Below are 18276 nucleotides of genomic sequence, written 5' to 3' on the forward strand. Positions count from 1 at the left end.
AGAATGCTAATATGCCAAAAGGAAGAGGAATGGTAAAATGGCAACCGTTTGCTAGTATGCCAGAGCAGTTTGCCTGCATTAAAGAAATGATCCAGGAGCAAACGGAAGTCCCACGTCCAATCTTAACGCAAGATGCGAAAGAAATGATTGAAAATAAGCTGTTAATTTCATTTTTAAGTGAGGAAGAGGTTTTACTTACATATTATAAAAGTGGCTATCTATATAAAAATTACATAACAGTAATAAATATAAATCCATTAAATGAGACGATTATATGTACTGATGCTTTTTGTAATAAGAGAATGTTTAAGTTTGGTGATGTAATTGAAGTGAATTAGGGGGGGAGAAATAAAAATATTATCTCTTCCTAACTTAATTATACCACGTAAATAAAGTTCGAAATAGACTGTTTCTTCTCATTTACTACTGCTACAATCAAGAACACATGCATAGTAAGGAGAGATGTTAAATGAGTTCTTTCGTTCTCGATTTTCAGGAAATAGAAAAAACGCAGCTTTCGCTCGTTGGTGGAAAAGGATTGAATTTAGGAGAGTTATCTAACATTCAAGGTATACAAGTGCCAGAAGGTTTTTGTGTTACAACGGTAGGATATGAAAAGGCCATCGAACAAAATGAAGCGTTTCAAGCTTTGTTGAATCAATTAACAATGCTAAAAATTGAGGACCGAAATCAAATCGGTGAAATCAGTAAGAAGATTAGAGAAATCGTTATGGCAGTAGAAATTACTTCCGATGTTGAGAAAGCAGTTACTCATTATCTCTCATGTTTTGGAAATGAGCATGCTTATGCAGTGCGTTCTAGCGCTACTGCTGAAGATTTACCACATGCCTCGTTTGCAGGTCAACAAGATACGTATTTAAATATTATTGGAAAAGAAGCTATCTTGCAGCATATTAAAAAATGCTGGGCATCCTTATTTACAGATCGAGCGGTTATATACCGAATGCAAAACGGTTTTGAACATAGCCAAGTTTCTATATGTGTTGTCGTTCAAAGAATGGTTTTCCCGCAGGCTTCAGGAATTTTATTTACTGCTGATCCAATTACTTCTAATCGAAAGGTGTTATCAATCGATGCAAGTTTTGGGCTTGGTGAGGCGTTAGTATCAGGCTTAGTATCTGCTGATAATTATAAAGTAAAAGAAGGCGAAATTGCGGGAAAGATGATAGCAACTAAAAAATTAGCTATCTATGGACGAAAAGAAGGCGGAACAGAAACAAAACAAATTGCTCCTAATCAGCAAAAGGTTCAAACACTTACTGAACAACAAATATTACAGCTAGCACAGATAGGAAGACAAATCGAAGCTTATTTTGCTTGTCCGCAAGATATTGAATGGTGTTTAGTTGATGATACATTTTATATAGTTCAAAGTCGTCCGATTACGACTTTATATCCAATTCCAGAAGCAAATGATCAAGAAAATCATGTATATATATCGGTTGGTCACCAACAAATGATGACCGATGCGATGAAACCACTAGGGTTATCTTTTTTTCTGTTAACGACTAGTGCGCCTATGCGCAAAGCGGGAGGAAGGCTGTTTGTTGATGCTACACAAAAATTAGCTTCACCTGCTAGCAGAGATTACTTAATAAACACTTTAGGAAAATCAGATCCGCTCATACGAGATGCATTAACGACTGTAATCGAGCGAGAGAATTTTATCAAATTGTTACCGGATGATGAAAAAGAAAAAAGTGTTAGTAAAAGTGCGCCGCCTGCAAGTTCGCAACCAGAAACCGAAAACGATCCGGCAATCGTTACGGATTTAATAAAGAATAGTCAAGCATCGATCGAAGAGTTAAAACGAAACATACAAACGAAATCAGGATCAGATGTACTTAATTTTATTTTGGAAGATATTAAGCAATTAAGGAAAGTATTATTTAGCCCGCAAAGTATATCTGTCATTATGGCAGGTATGAATGCTTCCTCATGGGTCAATGAAAAGATGGAGCAATGGCTAGGGGAAAAGAATGCTGCAGACATACTTTCACAATCTGTACAACATAATGTTACGTCAGAAATGGGGCTAGCGTTATTGGATGTGGCAGATGTGATTCGGTCGTATCCAGAAGTTATTGCGTATTTACAACATGTAGAAGATGATAGCTTGTTAGATGAACTAATCCAGTTTAAAGGCGGGGAAAAAGTTCGGGATGCAATCCAAGCTTTTCTGAATAAATACGGAATGAGATGCAGCGGAGAAATCGACGTCACGAAAACGCGCTGGAGTGAACAGCCAGCTACAATTATCCCGATGATTTTAAATCATATAAGAGACTTTGAAGTTGGTGCGAGTAAGCGAAAGTTTGAAGAAGGGCTGCAGGAAGCTTTGAACAAAGAAGAAGAGTTATTACATCGATTGCAGCATTTGTCGGATGGGGAACAAAAAGTAGAAGAAACGAAGCGAATGATTCGTAACATCCGAAATTTCATCGGTTATCGTGAATACCCGAAATACGGCATGATTCATCGTTATTTCATATATAAGCAGGCGTTATTGAAAGAAGCAGAGCAACTTGTGCAGAGCGGTGTCATTCATGAAGTTGATGATATATACTACCTAACTTTTGAAGAGCTTCACGAAGTCGTTCGCACAAATAAACTAGATTATGAGGTTATTCATAAACAAAAAAATGATTACAAATTATATGAAAAACTAACGCCTCCGCGTGTTATTACGTCTGATGGAGAAATCATTACTGGGAAGTACAAACGAGAAAATCTCCCGGCTGAAGCAATCGTAGGTCTGCCTGTTTCTTCAGGAGTGATTGAGGGGAGAGCACGCGTTATTTTAAATATGGAAGATGCGAATTTAGAAGATGGAGATATATTAGTTACTGCCTTTACTGACCCTGGATGGACCCCATTGTTTGTGTCTATAAAAGGGTTAGTCACCGAAGTTGGCGGACTGATGACACATGGAGCAGTTATCGCACGTGAGTATGGATTACCAGCAGTCGTAGGGGTAGAGAATGCTACAAAACTAATAAAAGACGGGCAACGAATTCGGGTACATGGAACAGAGGGATATATTGAGATACTGTAGTTGCACTTTAAATGAAAGATCATCCGCTATAAGTAGTGGATGGTCTTTTTATTTTTTTAGCCAGTTGCTATCACCTGAAACATCGATGAATCAGAATGTATATCAATCTAAAAAAAAGAATATTTTCAAAAATATTACAAATCAAGACAATATATTGCGAATTATTAGAATGTTCTTTATTATATAAACGTTGGAACGTATTTAATATTGGGGAGGAATAGGGATGAAGAAAAAGCCTTTTAAAGTGCTGTCTACGCTTGCGGCAGCAGCTGTGCTTAGTTGCACATTTGGGTATGGGGGTCAATCTGTTTATGCGGCAACGCCGTCTAATGCAGGAACTTTAAGTCCAATTGATGAAAATTTAATTCAAGAGGAGCGTTTAGCAGATGCGCTCAAGAAACGCGGTGTAATTAGTGAATCTACGTCGAAAGAAGACACATTAAAAGCTGTTGAAAAATACGTAGAGAAGAAAAAAGGCGAAAATGCTGGAAAAGAACCCGCAGCGGGGGACAGTGTTACGAGAGAAGCTGCTGATTTTTTGAAAAAAGTTAAAGATGCAAAAGCAGATGAGAAAGAAAAAGTAAATCAACCTGCTAGTGGCCCGGTAGTTGGACAAGAGCCGGTTAAAGGCGGATTAAACGGTAAAGTACCAACTACTTCAGCGAAGCAAAAACAATATAACGGTGATGTTCGTAAAGATAAAGTTCTTGTATTGCTAGTAGAGTTTGATGACTTTAAGCATAACAATATTGATCAAGTACCAGGTTATATGTATTCAAACGATTTTAATCCAGAACATTATCAAAAAATGTTATTTGGTGATGAGCCGTTTACACTCTTTGATGGTTCAAAAATCCCAACATTTAAACAATATTATGAAGAGCAATCTGGTGGCAGCTATTCAGTCGATGGGACAGTGACAAAGTGGTTGACAGTTCCTGGTAAAGCAGCGGATTATGGTGCAGATGCTGGTGATGGCGGTCATGATAATAAAGGCCCAAAAGGACCTCGTGATTTTGTAAAAGAGGCATTAAATGCAGCTGTAGAAAGTGGTATTGATTTATCTGAATTTGACCAATACGATCAATATGACAATAATGGTGATGGTAATAAAAATGAACCAGATGGTCTGATTGATCACTTAATGGTCATTCACGCTGGAGTTGGGCAAGATGGAGGCGGCGGTAGACTAGGTGATGACGCAATTTGGTCACATCGCTGGAATCTTGGAGCACCATATCCAATTGAAGGAACAAAAGCAAAGGTTGATAACTGGGGCGGTAAAATGGCAGCATACGATTACACAATTGAGCCAGAAGACGGAGCAGTTGGTGTATTCGCGCATGAATTTGGTCATGATTTAGGTCTTCCAGATGAGTATGATACGAAGTACTCAGGAGCAGGTGAGCCAATTAACTCTTGGTCTGTTATGAGTGGCGGCAGCTGGGCTGGTAAAATTGCAGGAACAACGCCACCGAGTTTCTCTCCGCAAAACAAAGAGTTCTTTCAAAAGAACATGGGTGGAAACTGGGCAAATATTGTAGAGGCTGACTATGATAAATTAAACCGTGGTATCGGTCTTGCGACGTACTTAGATCAAAGTGTAACGAAATCAAATCGTCCTGGTCTGATTCGGGTTAACTTACCAGACAAAGATGTAAAAGGTATTCAGCCTGCATTTGGTAAGAAATATTACTATAGTACAAAAGGCGATGATCTTCATACAACATTAGAAACGCCAGTGTTTGATTTAACAAATGCAGCAAATGCGAAGTTCGATTACAAATCATTATATGAAATTGAAACAGGGTATGACTTCCTTGAAGTACATGCAGTGACAGAAGATGGTACGAAAACGTTAGTGGATCGAATTGGTGAAAAGAATGTGAAAAATGGTCTAGACACAACAGATGGTAAATGGGTAGATAAGTCATATGACTTAAGCAAATTTAAAGGTCAAAAAGTAAAATTAGTATTCGAATACATTACAGATGGTGGTTTAGCACCGAACGGCTTTACTTTTGATAATGCTACATTAACTGTAGATGGAAATGTTGTATTCTCTGATGATGCAGAAGGCGAAACGAAATTAAAATTAAATGGTTTCGTTGTAGCAAACGGTTTTGATAAGAAGAAGCATAACTACTATTTAGAGTGGAGAAACTATGCTGGTGCTGATCAAGCGTTAAAATATAGCAGTGGTGTACCGTATAATACAGGTCTTCTAGTATGGTATGCAGACTCTAGCTTTACAGATAATTGGGTTGGTATGCATCCAGGCGAAGGTTTCTTAGGAGTTGTTGACTCTCATCCAGAGGCAATTGTTGGAACGCTAAATGGCAAACCAACTGTTAAAAATAGTACAAGATTCCAAATCGCAGATGCTGCGTTCTCCTTTAACCAAACGCCAGCATGGAAAGTTGTATCTCCAACACGCGGAACATATGATTACAAAGGGTTACCAGGTGTAACGAAGTTTGATGATTCTAAATCGTATATGAATGATTTGATCCCAGATGCAGGACGTAAATTACCGAAGTTTGGATTGAAATTTGAAGTAGTTGGACAAGCAGATGATAATTCTGCAGGTGCAGTTCGTTTATATCGTTAATAATGGAGAAGCTGTTGAAGGGGATTCCTTTCAACAGCTTTTTTTTCATAGGAACATAAATTTCTAGCTATTAATAAATACACAGCTATAGGGTATTACTCTAATGAAAATTACATAATAGTAGTTGATATAAAACCATTAAATGAGATGATTACTTTTACAGAGACAGAGATGTTTTTCGTAATAAATGCATCTGTAAGGTTATTGATGTAATTGAGGTTGATAAAAACATAGTTCAATGCGACTGACTTATTTTTTTAAACCTGCTGCATAAAAAGGTCCATGAACTGCGATTGTTGATAAAATATGAGCAATTTCCTCCGGTGTTTCTTTTTGCCCATTATTTAACCATTGCTGAATGACACCTATATGAGCAGATGCCATATAAGAAGCTAAGTATTGGCTTGGGACAAGTAAATTCTCTTTCTTAATAAGAGCATCATTCGTATCTTCAAACAGTGTTTTCCACATAAAGTCTTTCAGTTTTGTTTGGAATGATAAATCTCCTTTTGGACTAAGTACAGCTTTTATAAAATCACTATTTTCATTTAGGAATTCAAGTATAGAAGCGATAAGTACAAATGGAGTCGTTGGGGAAGGATTTGATCCAAGATCCGCAATAACTTCTGGAAATTTCTTTTTGCAATGCTAGACATCTCGTACATAATTTCTTCTTGGCATCTCGTCATTAAATCAAATTTATCTAGATAATGTGTATAAAACGTGCCACGGTTTATGTTCGCTTTCGTTGTAATATCTTTTACTGTAATGGCGTCAAAGCCTTTTTCTTCAATTAATTCCACAAATGCATTTCGTATTGCCGTTTTCGTACGAATCACGCGTAAATCTAAATTACTATCTCGCAAAGTATGTCCCTCCTAAATTTTCTTCAACATATTTATCAAATGTGTCTTATAACCGACACATTTGCGTTTTTTGATTATTGTATAAGGTTCAATGCAAACATATAATTCAAAATATAAATAAACAACACGTTGTTCACTTATTGTAACTGAAATTAAAGGAGGGGAAAAGAACGTGTTTAAAAATAAACTTTTATTATTATCACCAGTCATTGCACTACTTATTGTCTTTATTTTTTCATTAACATTATTTCCAACTGTTCAACCAAAGCCAAAAAACATGCCAATAGCAATTGTAAATGAGGATCAAGGAGTAGAAATTCCGAATCAGCCTAAAATGAATATGGGGCAAACAATTGTTGATATGATGAAAAAATCATCGAAATCAGATGAAGAACCTGCGGTGAAGTGGGTAGAAGTAAAAAATAAAGAAGCCGTTCAAAAAGGTTTAAACAATCAAGAGTATTATGCAGCATTAGTTATTCCGAAAGAATTTAGCGCAAAACAAGCATCATTACGAACGCCACAACCATCTTCGCCAGAGGTAGAAATATTCATAAATCAAGGAATGAATACAGCGGCATCAACTATGGCAGGGCAAATATTAAATGGTGTAGTTGATAATATGAACAATACTGTTCGTACTGAGCTATTAGACGGATTGAAAGCAAAAGGAGCTACTTTAACAGCTGATCAAGCTTCAAATTTAGTAACACCTATTGCGAAGAAAGTAACAAATGTGAATGAAATTGGCAAAAATAGTGCGAACGGTAACTCACCAATATCATTATTCCAACCGCTATGGATTGCCAGTTTAGCGAGTGCAGCAATCATCTTTATTGCGATTAGTAAAATGCCAGTAGGTTCACGAAAAGAAAACTTTGTATTGAAAGTAAAACAAATAGTAACAGGGGCTATCGCCGCGCTTGTAATCGGATTTGGTCTTACATGGATTGTAGATGGAATGGTAGGATTAAATATTTCGAATGTAACGGATACGGCGTTGTTCTTATCTATTACAGCGTTTAGTTTCTTCTTAATGATTACAGCGGTGCTCTCATTAGTTGGACTAAATGGGATCGGATTATTCGCTTTATTGCTGTTCTTCGGAGCACCATTATTATCGCTAGCGCCTGAGATGTTGCCCTCGTTTTATCAAGACTGGGTTTACTCATGGTTACCAATGAAATTTATGATCGAAGGACTTAGAGAAATCTTCTTCTTCGGAAAAGGTTTAAGTTGGAGTACACCAGTTACTGTCCTCGTTTGGATTGGTGTAGTAAGTATGGTTACTATACTAGCAACTGCTTTCAAACGTAATGCAGTAAAAGGGCATAAAACAGAATTGAATGTTTAAAAAAAGCCGTTTCACTATTTAGTGAAACGGCTTTTTGTGGTGAAATCTATAAACTGAAGAATTCGTATTTGCTGTTGTAGCCTTGGAATAAATTTTGATAATTTTTGTGATTTTTTCTCAATTTAAACGCCTGATTGTTAAACAGTGTTTTGTTTGGAATTAAGGCGGGATCTCTAAAGATCACGTACGTTCCAAACAATCTCACCACGCTCGTCCTCCCATGTACTGTGATGCCGCTTAAATCCTATCTTTTCTAGCACCCGGAGGGAAGCAACATTCCAAGCGCCTACAGTCGACCAAAGTCTATGGCGCCCAGTAGCAATCGCAGCGTCCAGCACAACGGATGCTGCCTCAGTCGCATAGCCTTTACCATGAGTACTGCGGAACAACTCGTATGCAATCTCCGGCTCTTCAAGTGTGGAACGTCCGATAATCAGGCCGCAGTATCCGATGAAATCGCCTTCGTCTCTCCTTCGAATAGTGAGAAGGGAAATGCCATTTTCGTCTGCCTTCTTGCGCATCTCAATAAGCCGGCTACGAACGGAGTCGAGGGTCGGCATGTCCACACCACGTTCGCCAATTAATTTTCTCATCCAAACGGAATCGGATTCCTCCCACATACTCAGATCAAGTCGTTCGGTTTTTAGCTGGAACTCCATAGTTTTAAATAAAGATGGCATAGTGGAACCTCCTAGTTATGTCACTGAACTCATAATAGCTTCGCACCGCATCATGTTGAACCTCTCGTTGATTCGCGAATGTATTTTCCAACTCCCGCGAGAGTTATAGCAACAGTATACAAAAAATTAGTGTTATTGTATGCATAAGCAATTACCCTACAAAATAGACCTTGTTATCAAACTTTACTTTCAATTTAAAGCCGTCCCGTTATATACACATGCTCCTACTATTTCAAAATGCATAAAATGTTATGCGAAAGTATGGAGGGGATACGATGTATAATTCGAATTATTATGATTGGTATAGGCAAAATGATAAGTTAATTAGCGATATTGAAAAAGCAATTGATGGAGAGTTTACGGCTATAAATTGCTATGCAAAATTAGCTAATATGGCTCCAAATCAAGTAGAGAAAAAACAAATTCTTGAAATCCGTAATGATGAAATCAGACATTTTCATCACTTTGTACAAATCTATACGAATTTAACTGGTAGGCAACCTAAACCAAAGCTTAATGAAGGATGTCCTAATACGTACTTACAAGGATTAGAATTTGCTATACAAGATGAACAAAAGACAGTAGATTTTTATTTGGAAATTTCAGATGAGACATCAGATGCATCTATGAAAGATTTGTTGCGGAGAATAGCTGCAGATGAACAAAATCATGCGGTATGGTTTTTATATTACTTTGTGAAGTCGAAGTGAATTACTTAAAAATAAATAGAAGAAAAAGCACCTTAGTTATGTGTAACAATTGAGGTGCTTTTTTATATTTAATTTAAAACTGAAGCGAGCTATTGTGAAGTACTTGCTTTCCAAAGAATAATATGTTTGATTAGGTAATAATTACCGTTTTTAAAAAGGAATAGAGATGATTATTCATGGTCTATAAAGAAGGGATAAACAAATGAAAAGAGGAATTTTTGTAGATATTCCAAATGAATATGATAATTTACTTTGGAAAGTGTTAAAGCCGGTTAATATTTCTTCATTCGATTGGTGGGTGGGTAGTGAGGAGTCATACTTAGTAGCACGTGGTGGGTTGGATGAGGCATTATTTCCAGAAGAACCGAGTATAGTGGAAGGATCAGATTTGAAAAGATTATTTAAAGACAATATATATTATGTTATTTTTGCAGATTTAAAAGCGTATCCAAAAGGAGAGGAAGTAGTAGATATTGAAACATATGAAGAATTTAAAGAGAGTAAGTGTGGATTAGTTTTACTAGTTGCGGATTGTACATACGTCACAGTTTACGCTAAAGACCAAAAAGAAATTAAATTGATGTATGAAAACGCAATTGATCAAGGGTTTTATGTTGAGTATGTTACAGATGAAAATGATGGAAGAACTCGTTTATCCGTGTGATAGGTATATAAAGGGGGAAGTAAATGAATCATATTACTGCTGATTTAGTTAAAAAGTTAATAGGGGCACAATTTCCAGAATGGGCACATTTAGAAGTGAAGCCTGTAAAGCTTAGCGGGCATGATAATAGAACGTTTCATTTAGGAGATCAGATGAGTATGAGATTACCAAGTGATGCAGCATATGCACCGCAAGTAGAGAAAGAAAATATTTGGCTTCCTATATTAAGTAAGGGACTTTCTTTACAAATTTCTGCACCAATTGCGAAAGGAAAGCCATCTGAAGAATGTCCGTGGCCTTGGTCTATTAATAAGTGGATAGAAGGGGAGACCGTTACGAAAGAAAATGTTCGTGACTTAGATGAGTTTGCGGCGGACTTAGGTTCATTTCTAGTAGAATTACAATCAATTGATACGAGTAACGGACCAATAGCTGGAGCGCATAATTTTTACCGGGGCGGGCTTATATCTGTATACGATAAAGAGGCAAGGGTAGCCATTGTAAATAATAAGGATGTTTTTGATGAGACATTATTAAAGCACCTTTGAGATTTAGCACTTCGGTCAACATGGAACCGCAAACCAGTTTGGGTCCATGGAGATGTAGCGCCGGGTAACTTACTTGTTAAAGATAGAAAGCTTTGTGCTGTAATTGATTTTGGTATTTTAGGAGTAGGAGACCCTGCTTGTGATGCAGCGATGGCATGGATATTTTTTGATAAGAATAGTAGAAAGGTATTTAAAGAAGCGTTACGTATGGATGAAGAAACATGGAATAGAGCGAGAGGATGGGCGCTTTGGAAGGCGCTAATTACATATGATGCGAATAGGGATAGTAATGAGAAAGTAGCCGAAGAATCGTATCGTGTGATTCAAGTGATTGTGGATGATTATGAGAGGTAATAGAAAAAGCCTATTTTGAATCATACGATCAAATGATATTATCCCCTTTAAGTAGACAGTGTAAAAAGACCATGTACATACATGGTCTTTTTACACTATTACTTGGAGGGGATTTTTCATGACTAAAAAAGGTTCAACATTTATTACATATTCAGAAGAATTAAAGTTAGCGGCTGTTCAAAGTTATTTAAACGGAGAAGGAAGTTACAATATAATAAAGGAAAAATATCAGATTAGAAGCTCTACACAACTAAAAAATTGGGTAAAAAAATATAAAGAATTTGGTGAAATTACAGATACTCGTGGAAAAAATGGTGGAATGAACGGTATATCAAATCCTCTAAAAGGCAAACGCGTTCATTTTAAGACGATTGAAGAGAAACGTGATTACTATAAGGAACAGGTTGAATATTTAAAAAAGCAGTATCCGAATCTGTAAATGGAGGTGCACTAAAATATACGGTGAGATATCATATCATCGAATCATTAAAGGGGAAATATCCAGTTATATGGCTTACGAAATTTGCGGGTGTACATCGTTCAAGTTACTATAAGTGGATTCATACAAAAAGTATGAAAAACATGCGACTAGAATCCGAGAAACGATTAAAAAAAGTAATACAATCTATTCACGTAAGGCACAAGGAATATGGTTATCCACGTATGAAAATCGCTTTACAGGAAGAGGGATTTCGGTATCTTTCTGTTGTACAAGATATTTATAATAACGAAGTTGTTTCTTGGAAAATATCCAAGCGCAACGATAATGAACTTGTATTAGATACAATTGAAATGTTGGCACAAAAAAGAGATGTGCGTGGAACCATTCTCCATTCAAATCAGGGATTCCAGTACACATCTCACGCCTACAACAAACGACTTTTAGGTTTAGGTATCATTGGCAGCCACTCTCGCAAAGGAAACTGCCATGATAATGCCTGTATTGAGTCATTTTTCTCCCATTTTAAATCGGAAATGTTGTATTTGAATCATTTTAAAACAGAAGCAGATTTAATACAAGCAATTGAAGAGTATATTTATTTTTATAACTATAAACGGTTCCAAAAACGACTCAACCACCGAGCTCCGATAGAATATCGAATCTCGATGGCTGCTTAGTCTTTTTAATATTGTCTACTTGACAGGGATAAGACCAGGATAGGGCTTATTTGTATATAAGTCTTATGTAAGTAGTAGGTACAGTAAGTAAAATTTATTTCTTATAATGGATATCTAATTGCTGGTTACAGTGAACACAATTCCACTGATAATCAATTGGGTAATCAAGTTCCTTTTTCGTATTTGCCACAGTAACCCATAAGCTATTTTTACAATTAGGACAATTGAAGTAAGCTTTATAACTAATAATTGCATTTGGGCTATTTCGATCCCAAAGTAAACCTATTATAGTTGTTAAGATAACAGCAATGATAAAAGCCATTAGACCAAATATCATAAATATAATGCCATGTATACCACATATAACCCAATACGTTTTTTGATCACAAAAAGGTGTCCTAAGTGAATTTGAATTAAGCAATACTTGGCTCTTTGCTAATTCATCATTAAAAATTTTTTCTCTTTCTTCATCTGTCAAGGCGCCAAGTTTCACTTTCATTTCTTCTTCTTTTTTCATTTTTTCTTGTTCGAAGACCATTTTTCGTTCTTCTGGTGTAAGGTTCATGAAATCACCTCATATATTTTTGTTGGAATTAATAATATGACAGGGTAATTATACCATATAGATACAAGTAGTACTTAAATTATTACACCGCCCTTAAATCAAGTTTTGAATTTTTACGTGAATAGGAACCTTTACCTTTTTTAGCTTTGTCAGCTTTTGCTGGTGGTGGCATAGTTCCTCGGTTTTGTGTCATAACACCAATACGTTTATCCTTATTCTTTTTTTCTTCATAGCAAATTCCTTCTTTCTATTATAATGGTTAAAAGAAAAAGACAGCCGGGGATGGCTGCCTTAATCCTTTAGGGAGGAAATTAAATGATAATTAGGTAAAGTAGATAGGCTCTAACAAGTTCGGATTCATGGGAGGTGTGAAAGTATAATAGCTTGTGAGGTAACTTACTTTCTTAATACAACCTTTTCAACTGGCACTTTCATTATTTACAAAACGTTGTATTAGAGGGTGAGTGGGGGATAACCCCGCACTCATTCGTTTTACACACTAACATTATTGGCTTTTAAAAATGTTTTAAATTTCACTCCTAGATCCTCTAAATTATCAAGAACAAATGCAATTTCATTAATTGACCAAAAATAAACGTTTCCATCGATAAAAGGATTAAAAACAACAGGAGCGTTACCATCAGCATCTAATAATGGCTTTATGTTAGCAAAGAAGGCACCCAATAGTTTTGTTTCTTCTTCCACACTCGTTATTAGAAATTGCCAGTGACTATTCAAATCGCTTTTCGTATCTTCCGCTTCAAAGCTATGCGGATAAATTCTGCCAATAAGAAAGGATATTTGAAAGGCTAGTTGCACAAAAAGTGTTTTATATTCCTGCTTCACATATCTCGATTCATCTCCACCTGCTAATACGAAGGTATCAAGGAATAAAGAAGATAACTCTGCTGCCGTTAAGTCTTTATAAGAACTTGGGTTCATACGAGGAAGAAGATTTTTTCTGCCATTTGCAAAATCAGTGGCGACGATATTGCAGCGTCTAAATTGTTCCTTATCATTTTCTTCAAGATGGGACATGTGTTTCTGATTAAAAAATGTGTTGTAAGACATATAAAAACCTCCAATAATAGTCAGTATAGTGAAATTATACAGTATAAATAGATAAAGAGGGGGGAATGAATTTCTCACACCCTTAAAATAATATCAACTTTAACTCTTTCAACATAATACCAATTTAGTTGAAAGACCGCGCCTGAAAATAAAAACCAGGGAAAACCCCTGGCTTAACATATTAATAGTGGTTTCTAGTAATCATTTCAAAATCGTCAGCATTTAAAAATAAGCCTTTTGGAAAAGATGACCCTGAAGTGTAAACAGTTACTACGTTGTCTGCATCTTTAATTCCTTTTTTAATAGCAAAGGTTGTTGGTAGATGGCTGTTACCTAAGCCATGAACCATAATGTTTTTAATGATTTTTTCTTTGAAATCAAGAGCTTCATCATGTTGATTGAATAAAGAGTCCTTAAATGATACATACGGGTCGATTTGAATATAACAGTCTTGGTCATTGTATTTAAAATAAGCCTTATTGTTTTTTGTCTGTAAATCATATTCAATACGAGCAATTTCATATTTTGATAAATTTAATCCGAAATTCATATGTGATTTCCTCCTAAGCTTGAGTGTGCAGAACATAAATATATTCTACATAAAACAACAAAAACCCTTTTATTTTTTAATGGCCGACATCTCCTTTTCCATAATATTATTATGTTAACTCTCTCTACTAAATACTAATTTAGTTGAAAGAGGGCGCCTGAAAATAAAACCAGGGAGAACCACCCTGATTCTCATGCACAATATGGATTGTACCGTCCTCAAAACTTTCAATACTTTGAGGACTGCCTAAGTAATATACATGTGTTATATAAATGTAGGAACAGTTACTTCAAAGTTTTAAAAAGATAAAGCTAAACAAAAGAACCTTCCATAAAGGTTGGGTTCTTTTGTTTGTTATTTTTATTAAAAGCAGGATGTTCCCACATCGCTATCAAGCTAAGAAAGCAAATACCCCAAAACGAGAAAATTGACATCTCCAGGTGAAAATGTACAATTTTTTGTTTTTTTTGAACTTTTATTCATCTTTCGTATATGACTTAATACTTCTTAAGAAGATTCCTAACCCTGCAAAAAAGAATCCTAAGCATAATAAGCTGGCTGGCGTTCCCCAAGTGATTTGATCTAGCATTTTTATCCCCTCCCATTTATTATTATATAGTATATATTTGGGTTTATCCATATTTTCCCTTGAATAGGTACCGCAATTAATAATACTCGAAGGTAAGTACGAGCAGCACCCCAATGGAGCACTCTTTCAGGATTAGCAAGACCTACCACTAAAGCTACTATTTAAAGTTTCACTTTATCGTAAAACATAGGTTTGTGCGATGTTTCTAATCCATTTTTATTTTTAAGTAACGACTACGTTTTGTATCAATTTAGATTTAGAATATTCCTTGACAGGAATATTCCCATTTGGATATAATCAATTCAACAAGACGATAATATTAGTGATGATATTGATGTGTTATAACCGGAGACCATCACTTAACGAGGTGAGTGATATGTCGGAGGAAATTTCGGGCGTGAACGTGGCGACGCTGAATGCCTTATCTGAACCGAATCGTATGAATATCGTTGAACTGTTGCGTGACGGTCCTCTAACTGTTGGGGAAATTGCCGATCATCTGGGATTAAGGCAGCCACAAACTTCGAAACACTTAAAGGTGCTAAGTGATACTGGAATTGTGGAAGTGCAAGCTGAAGCTAATCGCCGGATTTATAAGTTACGACCTGAACCTTTCCAAGCGCTTGATTGTTGGGTACAGTCATTTAAGCATGTGATGGAAGAGAGATTCGATAATCTAGATAAGTATTTGAAGGAATTGCAAAACAAGGAAAAGTCATAAAATCAGTTCATATTTAAGGAGGAATTGAAATGTCAAACAATACAATGGTATCGAGAGTAGAGAATGAGCGAGTATTAGTGCTGGAGCGCGTTTTCGATGCGCCGCGCGATTTAGTATTCAGTATGTTTAAAGAACCAGAGCATTTGAAACAATGGTGGGGGCCAAGGGGCTGGGAAATTCCCGCATGCACTGTCGACTTCCGTCCGGGAGGCGTTTGGCACTACTGTATGAAGTGTGTCGATCAGAACCTGGGGCAATTCTTTGGTATGGAATCATGGGGCAAAGGAGTCTATAAAGAGATTATTGAGCCAGAGAAAATCGTCTATACCGATTATTTTTCAGATGCTGAAGGTAATGTAAATGATTCTATGCCGTCAACCGAGATGACATTGGAGTTTATCGATTTAGGTGGAAAGACAAAGCTAATAAACCGTGCTGAATATGTTTCCAAAGAGGCCCTTAAGACTGTTATGGATATGGGTATGCTACAAGGTATCACCGAAACTTGGAATCGTTTGAGTGAGCGATTGGAATCGCTGAAATAGATTTTTGAACAGTAACTTTATTTTCGGTGGTAAGTAGGTTTAAGCGCATTGAGTTTAATAAAAAAGTTTATAAGGGAGGGTTAAAATATATGATTAATAATGTTGGCCAAATTATGTTGTATGTGAATAACCAAGATGAAGTGAAGGAATTTTGGACAGAAAAATTAGGATTTAGTGTTATTTCGGAGGAAGATAACGGTCAAGGAATGCGATGGATTGAAATTGCTCCAACTAAAGAAGCTGAAACAAGTATTATTCTCCATAATAAAGAGTTAATTGCTAAAATGCAGCCTGAGTTAAATCTTGGCACACCTTCTTTAATGTTCTTCTCAAAAGAATTCGATCGTTTATATAGTGATTTAGTAAACAAAAAAGTTACAGTTGGGGAAATTGTAACTATGCCTACAGGTAGAATATTTAATTTTGCGGATAGCGAAAATAATTACTTTGCTGTAATGGAAAAGAAGTAAATTTCAATTCAAATTATGAGTGCGATGCTTGAATACAGGCATCGCATTTTTTATTTTTAAGATATATTATATTTCTGTGAGGGTGAATTTTATTTGTATATCATAATAAAATGATATACAATAATATGATATAGTAACAACAAAAGAAGGGGGCTTGCAAATGGAAATTATTCACGAAAGAGCAAAATTACGGTTAATGGATAGCAATGATGTCGAAAAAATGTTTTCAATCGTAGAAGGAAATCGAGATATTTGGGCGTATTTAATCTCTAAAATGGATACTGTTCAAGATATGCAGCAATATGTTCAAAAGGCGATAAAAGCTTATGGGGCAGGTAAGGATTTACCATTTGTAGTTGTTGATCAAAAAACAAATGAAATTGCAGGAAGTACACGCTTATATAACATTTCAGTTGAAGATAAGATAGTTGAATTAGGACAAACGTGGTATGACCCGAGTGTACAACGTACAAGTATAAATACAGAGTGTAAGTATATGTTACTTGAGTACGCTTTTGAAAAATTACATATGCTGAGGGTGCAAATTAAGACTGATGTAAGAAATGAAAAAGCACAAAGAGCAATTGAAAGACTTGGCGCAGTAAAAGAAGGTGTACTTAGAAACGAAAGAAAATTACCGAGCGGGCATGTTAGAGATGCAGTTGTATACAGTGTTATTGCAAGTGAATGGCCAGCTGTAAAGGAACGGTTATTAGAAAGATTAGAGTCGTATAAAGAAAAACGATAATTCATATTAAAAAAGGTGTATGGATCGTCTAGATGAAAAATATACCTTTTTTCTTACAAAACTGTTACTTCTTTTATTTACTTTTGTTTCATCATTCCATTATGAGAAAAAATTCGTTACAATGTAGTTGTATGGTAATAAACTTATAAATTACACAAACGTAATGAAAACCGCAAACGAAAAATGAATTGATAATCCTCAATTTTAAATGAAAACCCTTTAATACATATATATAACAAGAAAAATTCCTTCTTTTAAACAAATTCAAACAAAATGATTTGATATATACGTTTTTATATAGAAGTATGGATGATGTACGGAGGCAGTTATAAATGAAAGAAAATAAGAAAAGTAAGAAAAGAAGAATCTTGCAAGTATTCTTGCTTATGATTTGTTCTATTATTTTATATGTAAGTTATGCAGCTTACGATATTTGGAGTTATCGCTTTAAAACAGATGATGGAGTGAAGACAGATGCTGGTATCGTACTTGGAGCAGCATCATGGAACGGAAAACCATCTCCCGTATTTAAAGAAAGAATTAATCATGCAATTTCTTTATATAAGAACGGTAATATTAAAAAAATTATTTTCACAGGTGGTACAAAGTTTGAGGCAGAGCTTGAAGAAGCGCGTACTGCTAGAGTGTATGCACTGAAACATGGTGTAAAAGAAGAGGATATTTTAATTGAAACAAAATCCCTTTTCACTGAAGAAAATTTAAAGAATGCGAAGCAAGTGGGATTAGAGAATGGAATACGCACCTATACAATCGTAAGTGATCCACTTCATATGAAACGTGCGATGAGAATAGCAAAACATATTAAGATTGAAGCATATGCATCACCAACTCCAACGTCGGCATATAAAACATTAGATACAGAAATCCCATTCTTTTTTAAAGAATTATTCTCGTATATCGGATATGTAACTTCCTTGCCGTTAAAGGCATTGAAAGGAGATTAATATAAGAAAAGAACCTATCTTTATATAGGAACTTCTCTTATTGTTCGAAAACATTGTATTTTTATCGGAA

Annotated in this window: 17 protein-coding genes and 2 pseudogenes; 14 read left to right on the forward strand and 5 right to left on the reverse strand. The window is 35.7% G+C overall.

Annotated elements, in window-relative coordinates; all coding sequences use genetic code 11:
- The 3 genes from CDB3_RS08740 to CDB3_RS08750 all read left to right on the forward strand — a co-directional run.
- Positions 1-338 (forward strand): YolD-like family protein (locus tag CDB3_RS08740; RefSeq protein ID WP_256869703.1); only part of this gene is annotated, 338 nt, incomplete at its 5' end.
- A 131-nt stretch (positions 339-469) separates the two neighbouring features.
- Entirely contained in the window at positions 470-3076 is a 2607-nt protein-coding gene (gene ppsA, locus CDB3_RS08745; protein WP_128854152.1) for a phosphoenolpyruvate synthase, read from the forward strand.
- Positions 3077-3299: 223 nt separating this feature from the next.
- Entirely contained in the window at positions 3300-5687 is a 2388-nt protein-coding gene (locus tag CDB3_RS08750; protein WP_128854153.1) for an immune inhibitor A domain-containing protein, read from the forward strand.
- Between the two features lie 249 nt (positions 5688-5936).
- Here the strand turns inward: CDB3_RS08750 and CDB3_RS08755 are convergent.
- Positions 5937-6553 (reverse strand): annotated as a pseudogene (locus CDB3_RS08755) (TetR/AcrR family transcriptional regulator).
- Between the two features lie 172 nt (positions 6554-6725).
- On the opposite strand from CDB3_RS08755, the gene CDB3_RS08760 reads away from it, so the two are divergent.
- Entirely contained in the window at positions 6726-7907 is a 1182-nt protein-coding gene (locus CDB3_RS08760) for a YhgE/Pip domain-containing protein (RefSeq protein WP_128854154.1), read from the forward strand.
- A 173-nt stretch (positions 7908-8080) separates the two neighbouring features.
- Here CDB3_RS08760 and CDB3_RS08765 read toward each other — a convergent pair whose 3' ends face one another.
- On the reverse strand, positions 8081-8587 hold the full coding sequence (locus CDB3_RS08765; protein ID WP_128854155.1) for a GNAT family N-acetyltransferase: 507 nt from the start codon (positions 8585-8587) through the stop codon (positions 8081-8083).
- 275 nt (positions 8588-8862) lie between these two features.
- Between CDB3_RS08765 and CDB3_RS08770 the strand changes: the two genes are divergently transcribed.
- The 5 genes and pseudogenes from CDB3_RS08770 (at position 8863) to CDB3_RS08790 (ending at position 11982) form a co-directional block, all read left to right on the forward strand.
- Positions 8863-9297 carry a ferritin-like domain-containing protein gene (locus tag CDB3_RS08770; protein WP_128854156.1) on the forward strand — a complete coding sequence of 145 codons (435 nt, stop codon included), beginning with the start codon at positions 8863-8865 and terminating at the stop codon, positions 9295-9297.
- A 202-nt stretch (positions 9298-9499) separates the two neighbouring features.
- Positions 9500-9961: a DUF2691 family protein gene (locus tag CDB3_RS08775; RefSeq protein ID WP_128854157.1), complete on the forward strand. Its 462-nt coding sequence runs from the start codon at positions 9500-9502 to the stop codon at positions 9959-9961.
- 23 nt (positions 9962-9984) lie between these two features.
- A pseudogene (locus tag CDB3_RS08780) lies at positions 9985-10863 on the forward strand (aminoglycoside phosphotransferase family protein).
- A 118-nt stretch (positions 10864-10981) separates the two neighbouring features.
- Positions 10982-11302 (forward strand): helix-turn-helix domain-containing protein, encoded by a 321-nt coding sequence (locus tag CDB3_RS08785; RefSeq protein WP_128854158.1) that lies wholly within the window; start codon positions 10982-10984, stop codon positions 11300-11302.
- Positions 11303-11325: 23 nt separating this feature from the next.
- A complete protein-coding gene (locus CDB3_RS08790; protein WP_128854159.1) occupies positions 11326-11982 on the forward strand; it encodes an IS3 family transposase in 657 nt (218 codons plus the stop codon).
- Between the two features lie 94 nt (positions 11983-12076).
- On the opposite strand, the gene CDB3_RS08795 is transcribed toward CDB3_RS08790, so the two are convergent.
- From CDB3_RS08795 to CDB3_RS08805, 3 genes are all read right to left on the reverse strand, one after another.
- Positions 12077-12547 (reverse strand): hypothetical protein, encoded by a 471-nt coding sequence (locus tag CDB3_RS08795; RefSeq protein WP_128854160.1) that lies wholly within the window; start codon positions 12545-12547, stop codon positions 12077-12079.
- A gap of 492 nt (positions 12548-13039) precedes the next feature.
- Positions 13040-13618 (reverse strand): hypothetical protein, encoded by a 579-nt coding sequence (locus CDB3_RS08800; protein ID WP_128854161.1) that lies wholly within the window; start codon positions 13616-13618, stop codon positions 13040-13042.
- A gap of 181 nt (positions 13619-13799) precedes the next feature.
- On the reverse strand, positions 13800-14168 hold the full coding sequence (locus CDB3_RS08805) for a hypothetical protein (RefSeq protein ID WP_128854162.1): 369 nt from the start codon (positions 14166-14168) through the stop codon (positions 13800-13802).
- 965 nt (positions 14169-15133) lie between these two features.
- On the opposite strand from CDB3_RS08805, the gene CDB3_RS08810 reads away from it, so the two are divergent.
- The 5 genes from CDB3_RS08810 (at position 15134) to CDB3_RS08830 (ending at position 18206) form a co-directional block, all read left to right on the forward strand.
- Positions 15134-15478, forward strand: a complete 345-nt coding sequence (locus CDB3_RS08810) for an ArsR/SmtB family transcription factor (RefSeq protein WP_128854163.1) — start codon at positions 15134-15136, stop codon at positions 15476-15478.
- A gap of 29 nt (positions 15479-15507) precedes the next feature.
- Positions 15508-16023 carry an SRPBCC domain-containing protein gene (locus CDB3_RS08815; protein WP_128854164.1) on the forward strand — a complete coding sequence of 172 codons (516 nt, stop codon included), beginning with the start codon at positions 15508-15510 and terminating at the stop codon, positions 16021-16023.
- An 89-nt stretch (positions 16024-16112) separates the two neighbouring features.
- On the forward strand, positions 16113-16493 hold the full coding sequence (locus tag CDB3_RS08820) for a VOC family protein (protein ID WP_128280472.1): 381 nt from the start codon (positions 16113-16115) through the stop codon (positions 16491-16493).
- Between the two features lie 160 nt (positions 16494-16653).
- Positions 16654-17241, forward strand: coding sequence for a GNAT family N-acetyltransferase (locus CDB3_RS08825; protein ID WP_128854165.1), 588 nt, complete (start codon positions 16654-16656; stop codon positions 17239-17241).
- Positions 17242-17573: 332 nt separating this feature from the next.
- Positions 17574-18206 carry a YdcF family protein gene (locus CDB3_RS08830; RefSeq protein WP_097830244.1) on the forward strand — a complete coding sequence of 211 codons (633 nt, stop codon included), beginning with the start codon at positions 17574-17576 and terminating at the stop codon, positions 18204-18206.
- The last annotated feature ends 70 nt before the right edge of the window (positions 18207-18276 follow it).

It is taken from the genome of Bacillus sp. CDB3 (genome assembly GCF_002081505.1).
GTDB lineage: Bacteria > Bacillota > Bacilli > Bacillales > Bacillaceae_G > Bacillus_A > Bacillus_A cereus_AT.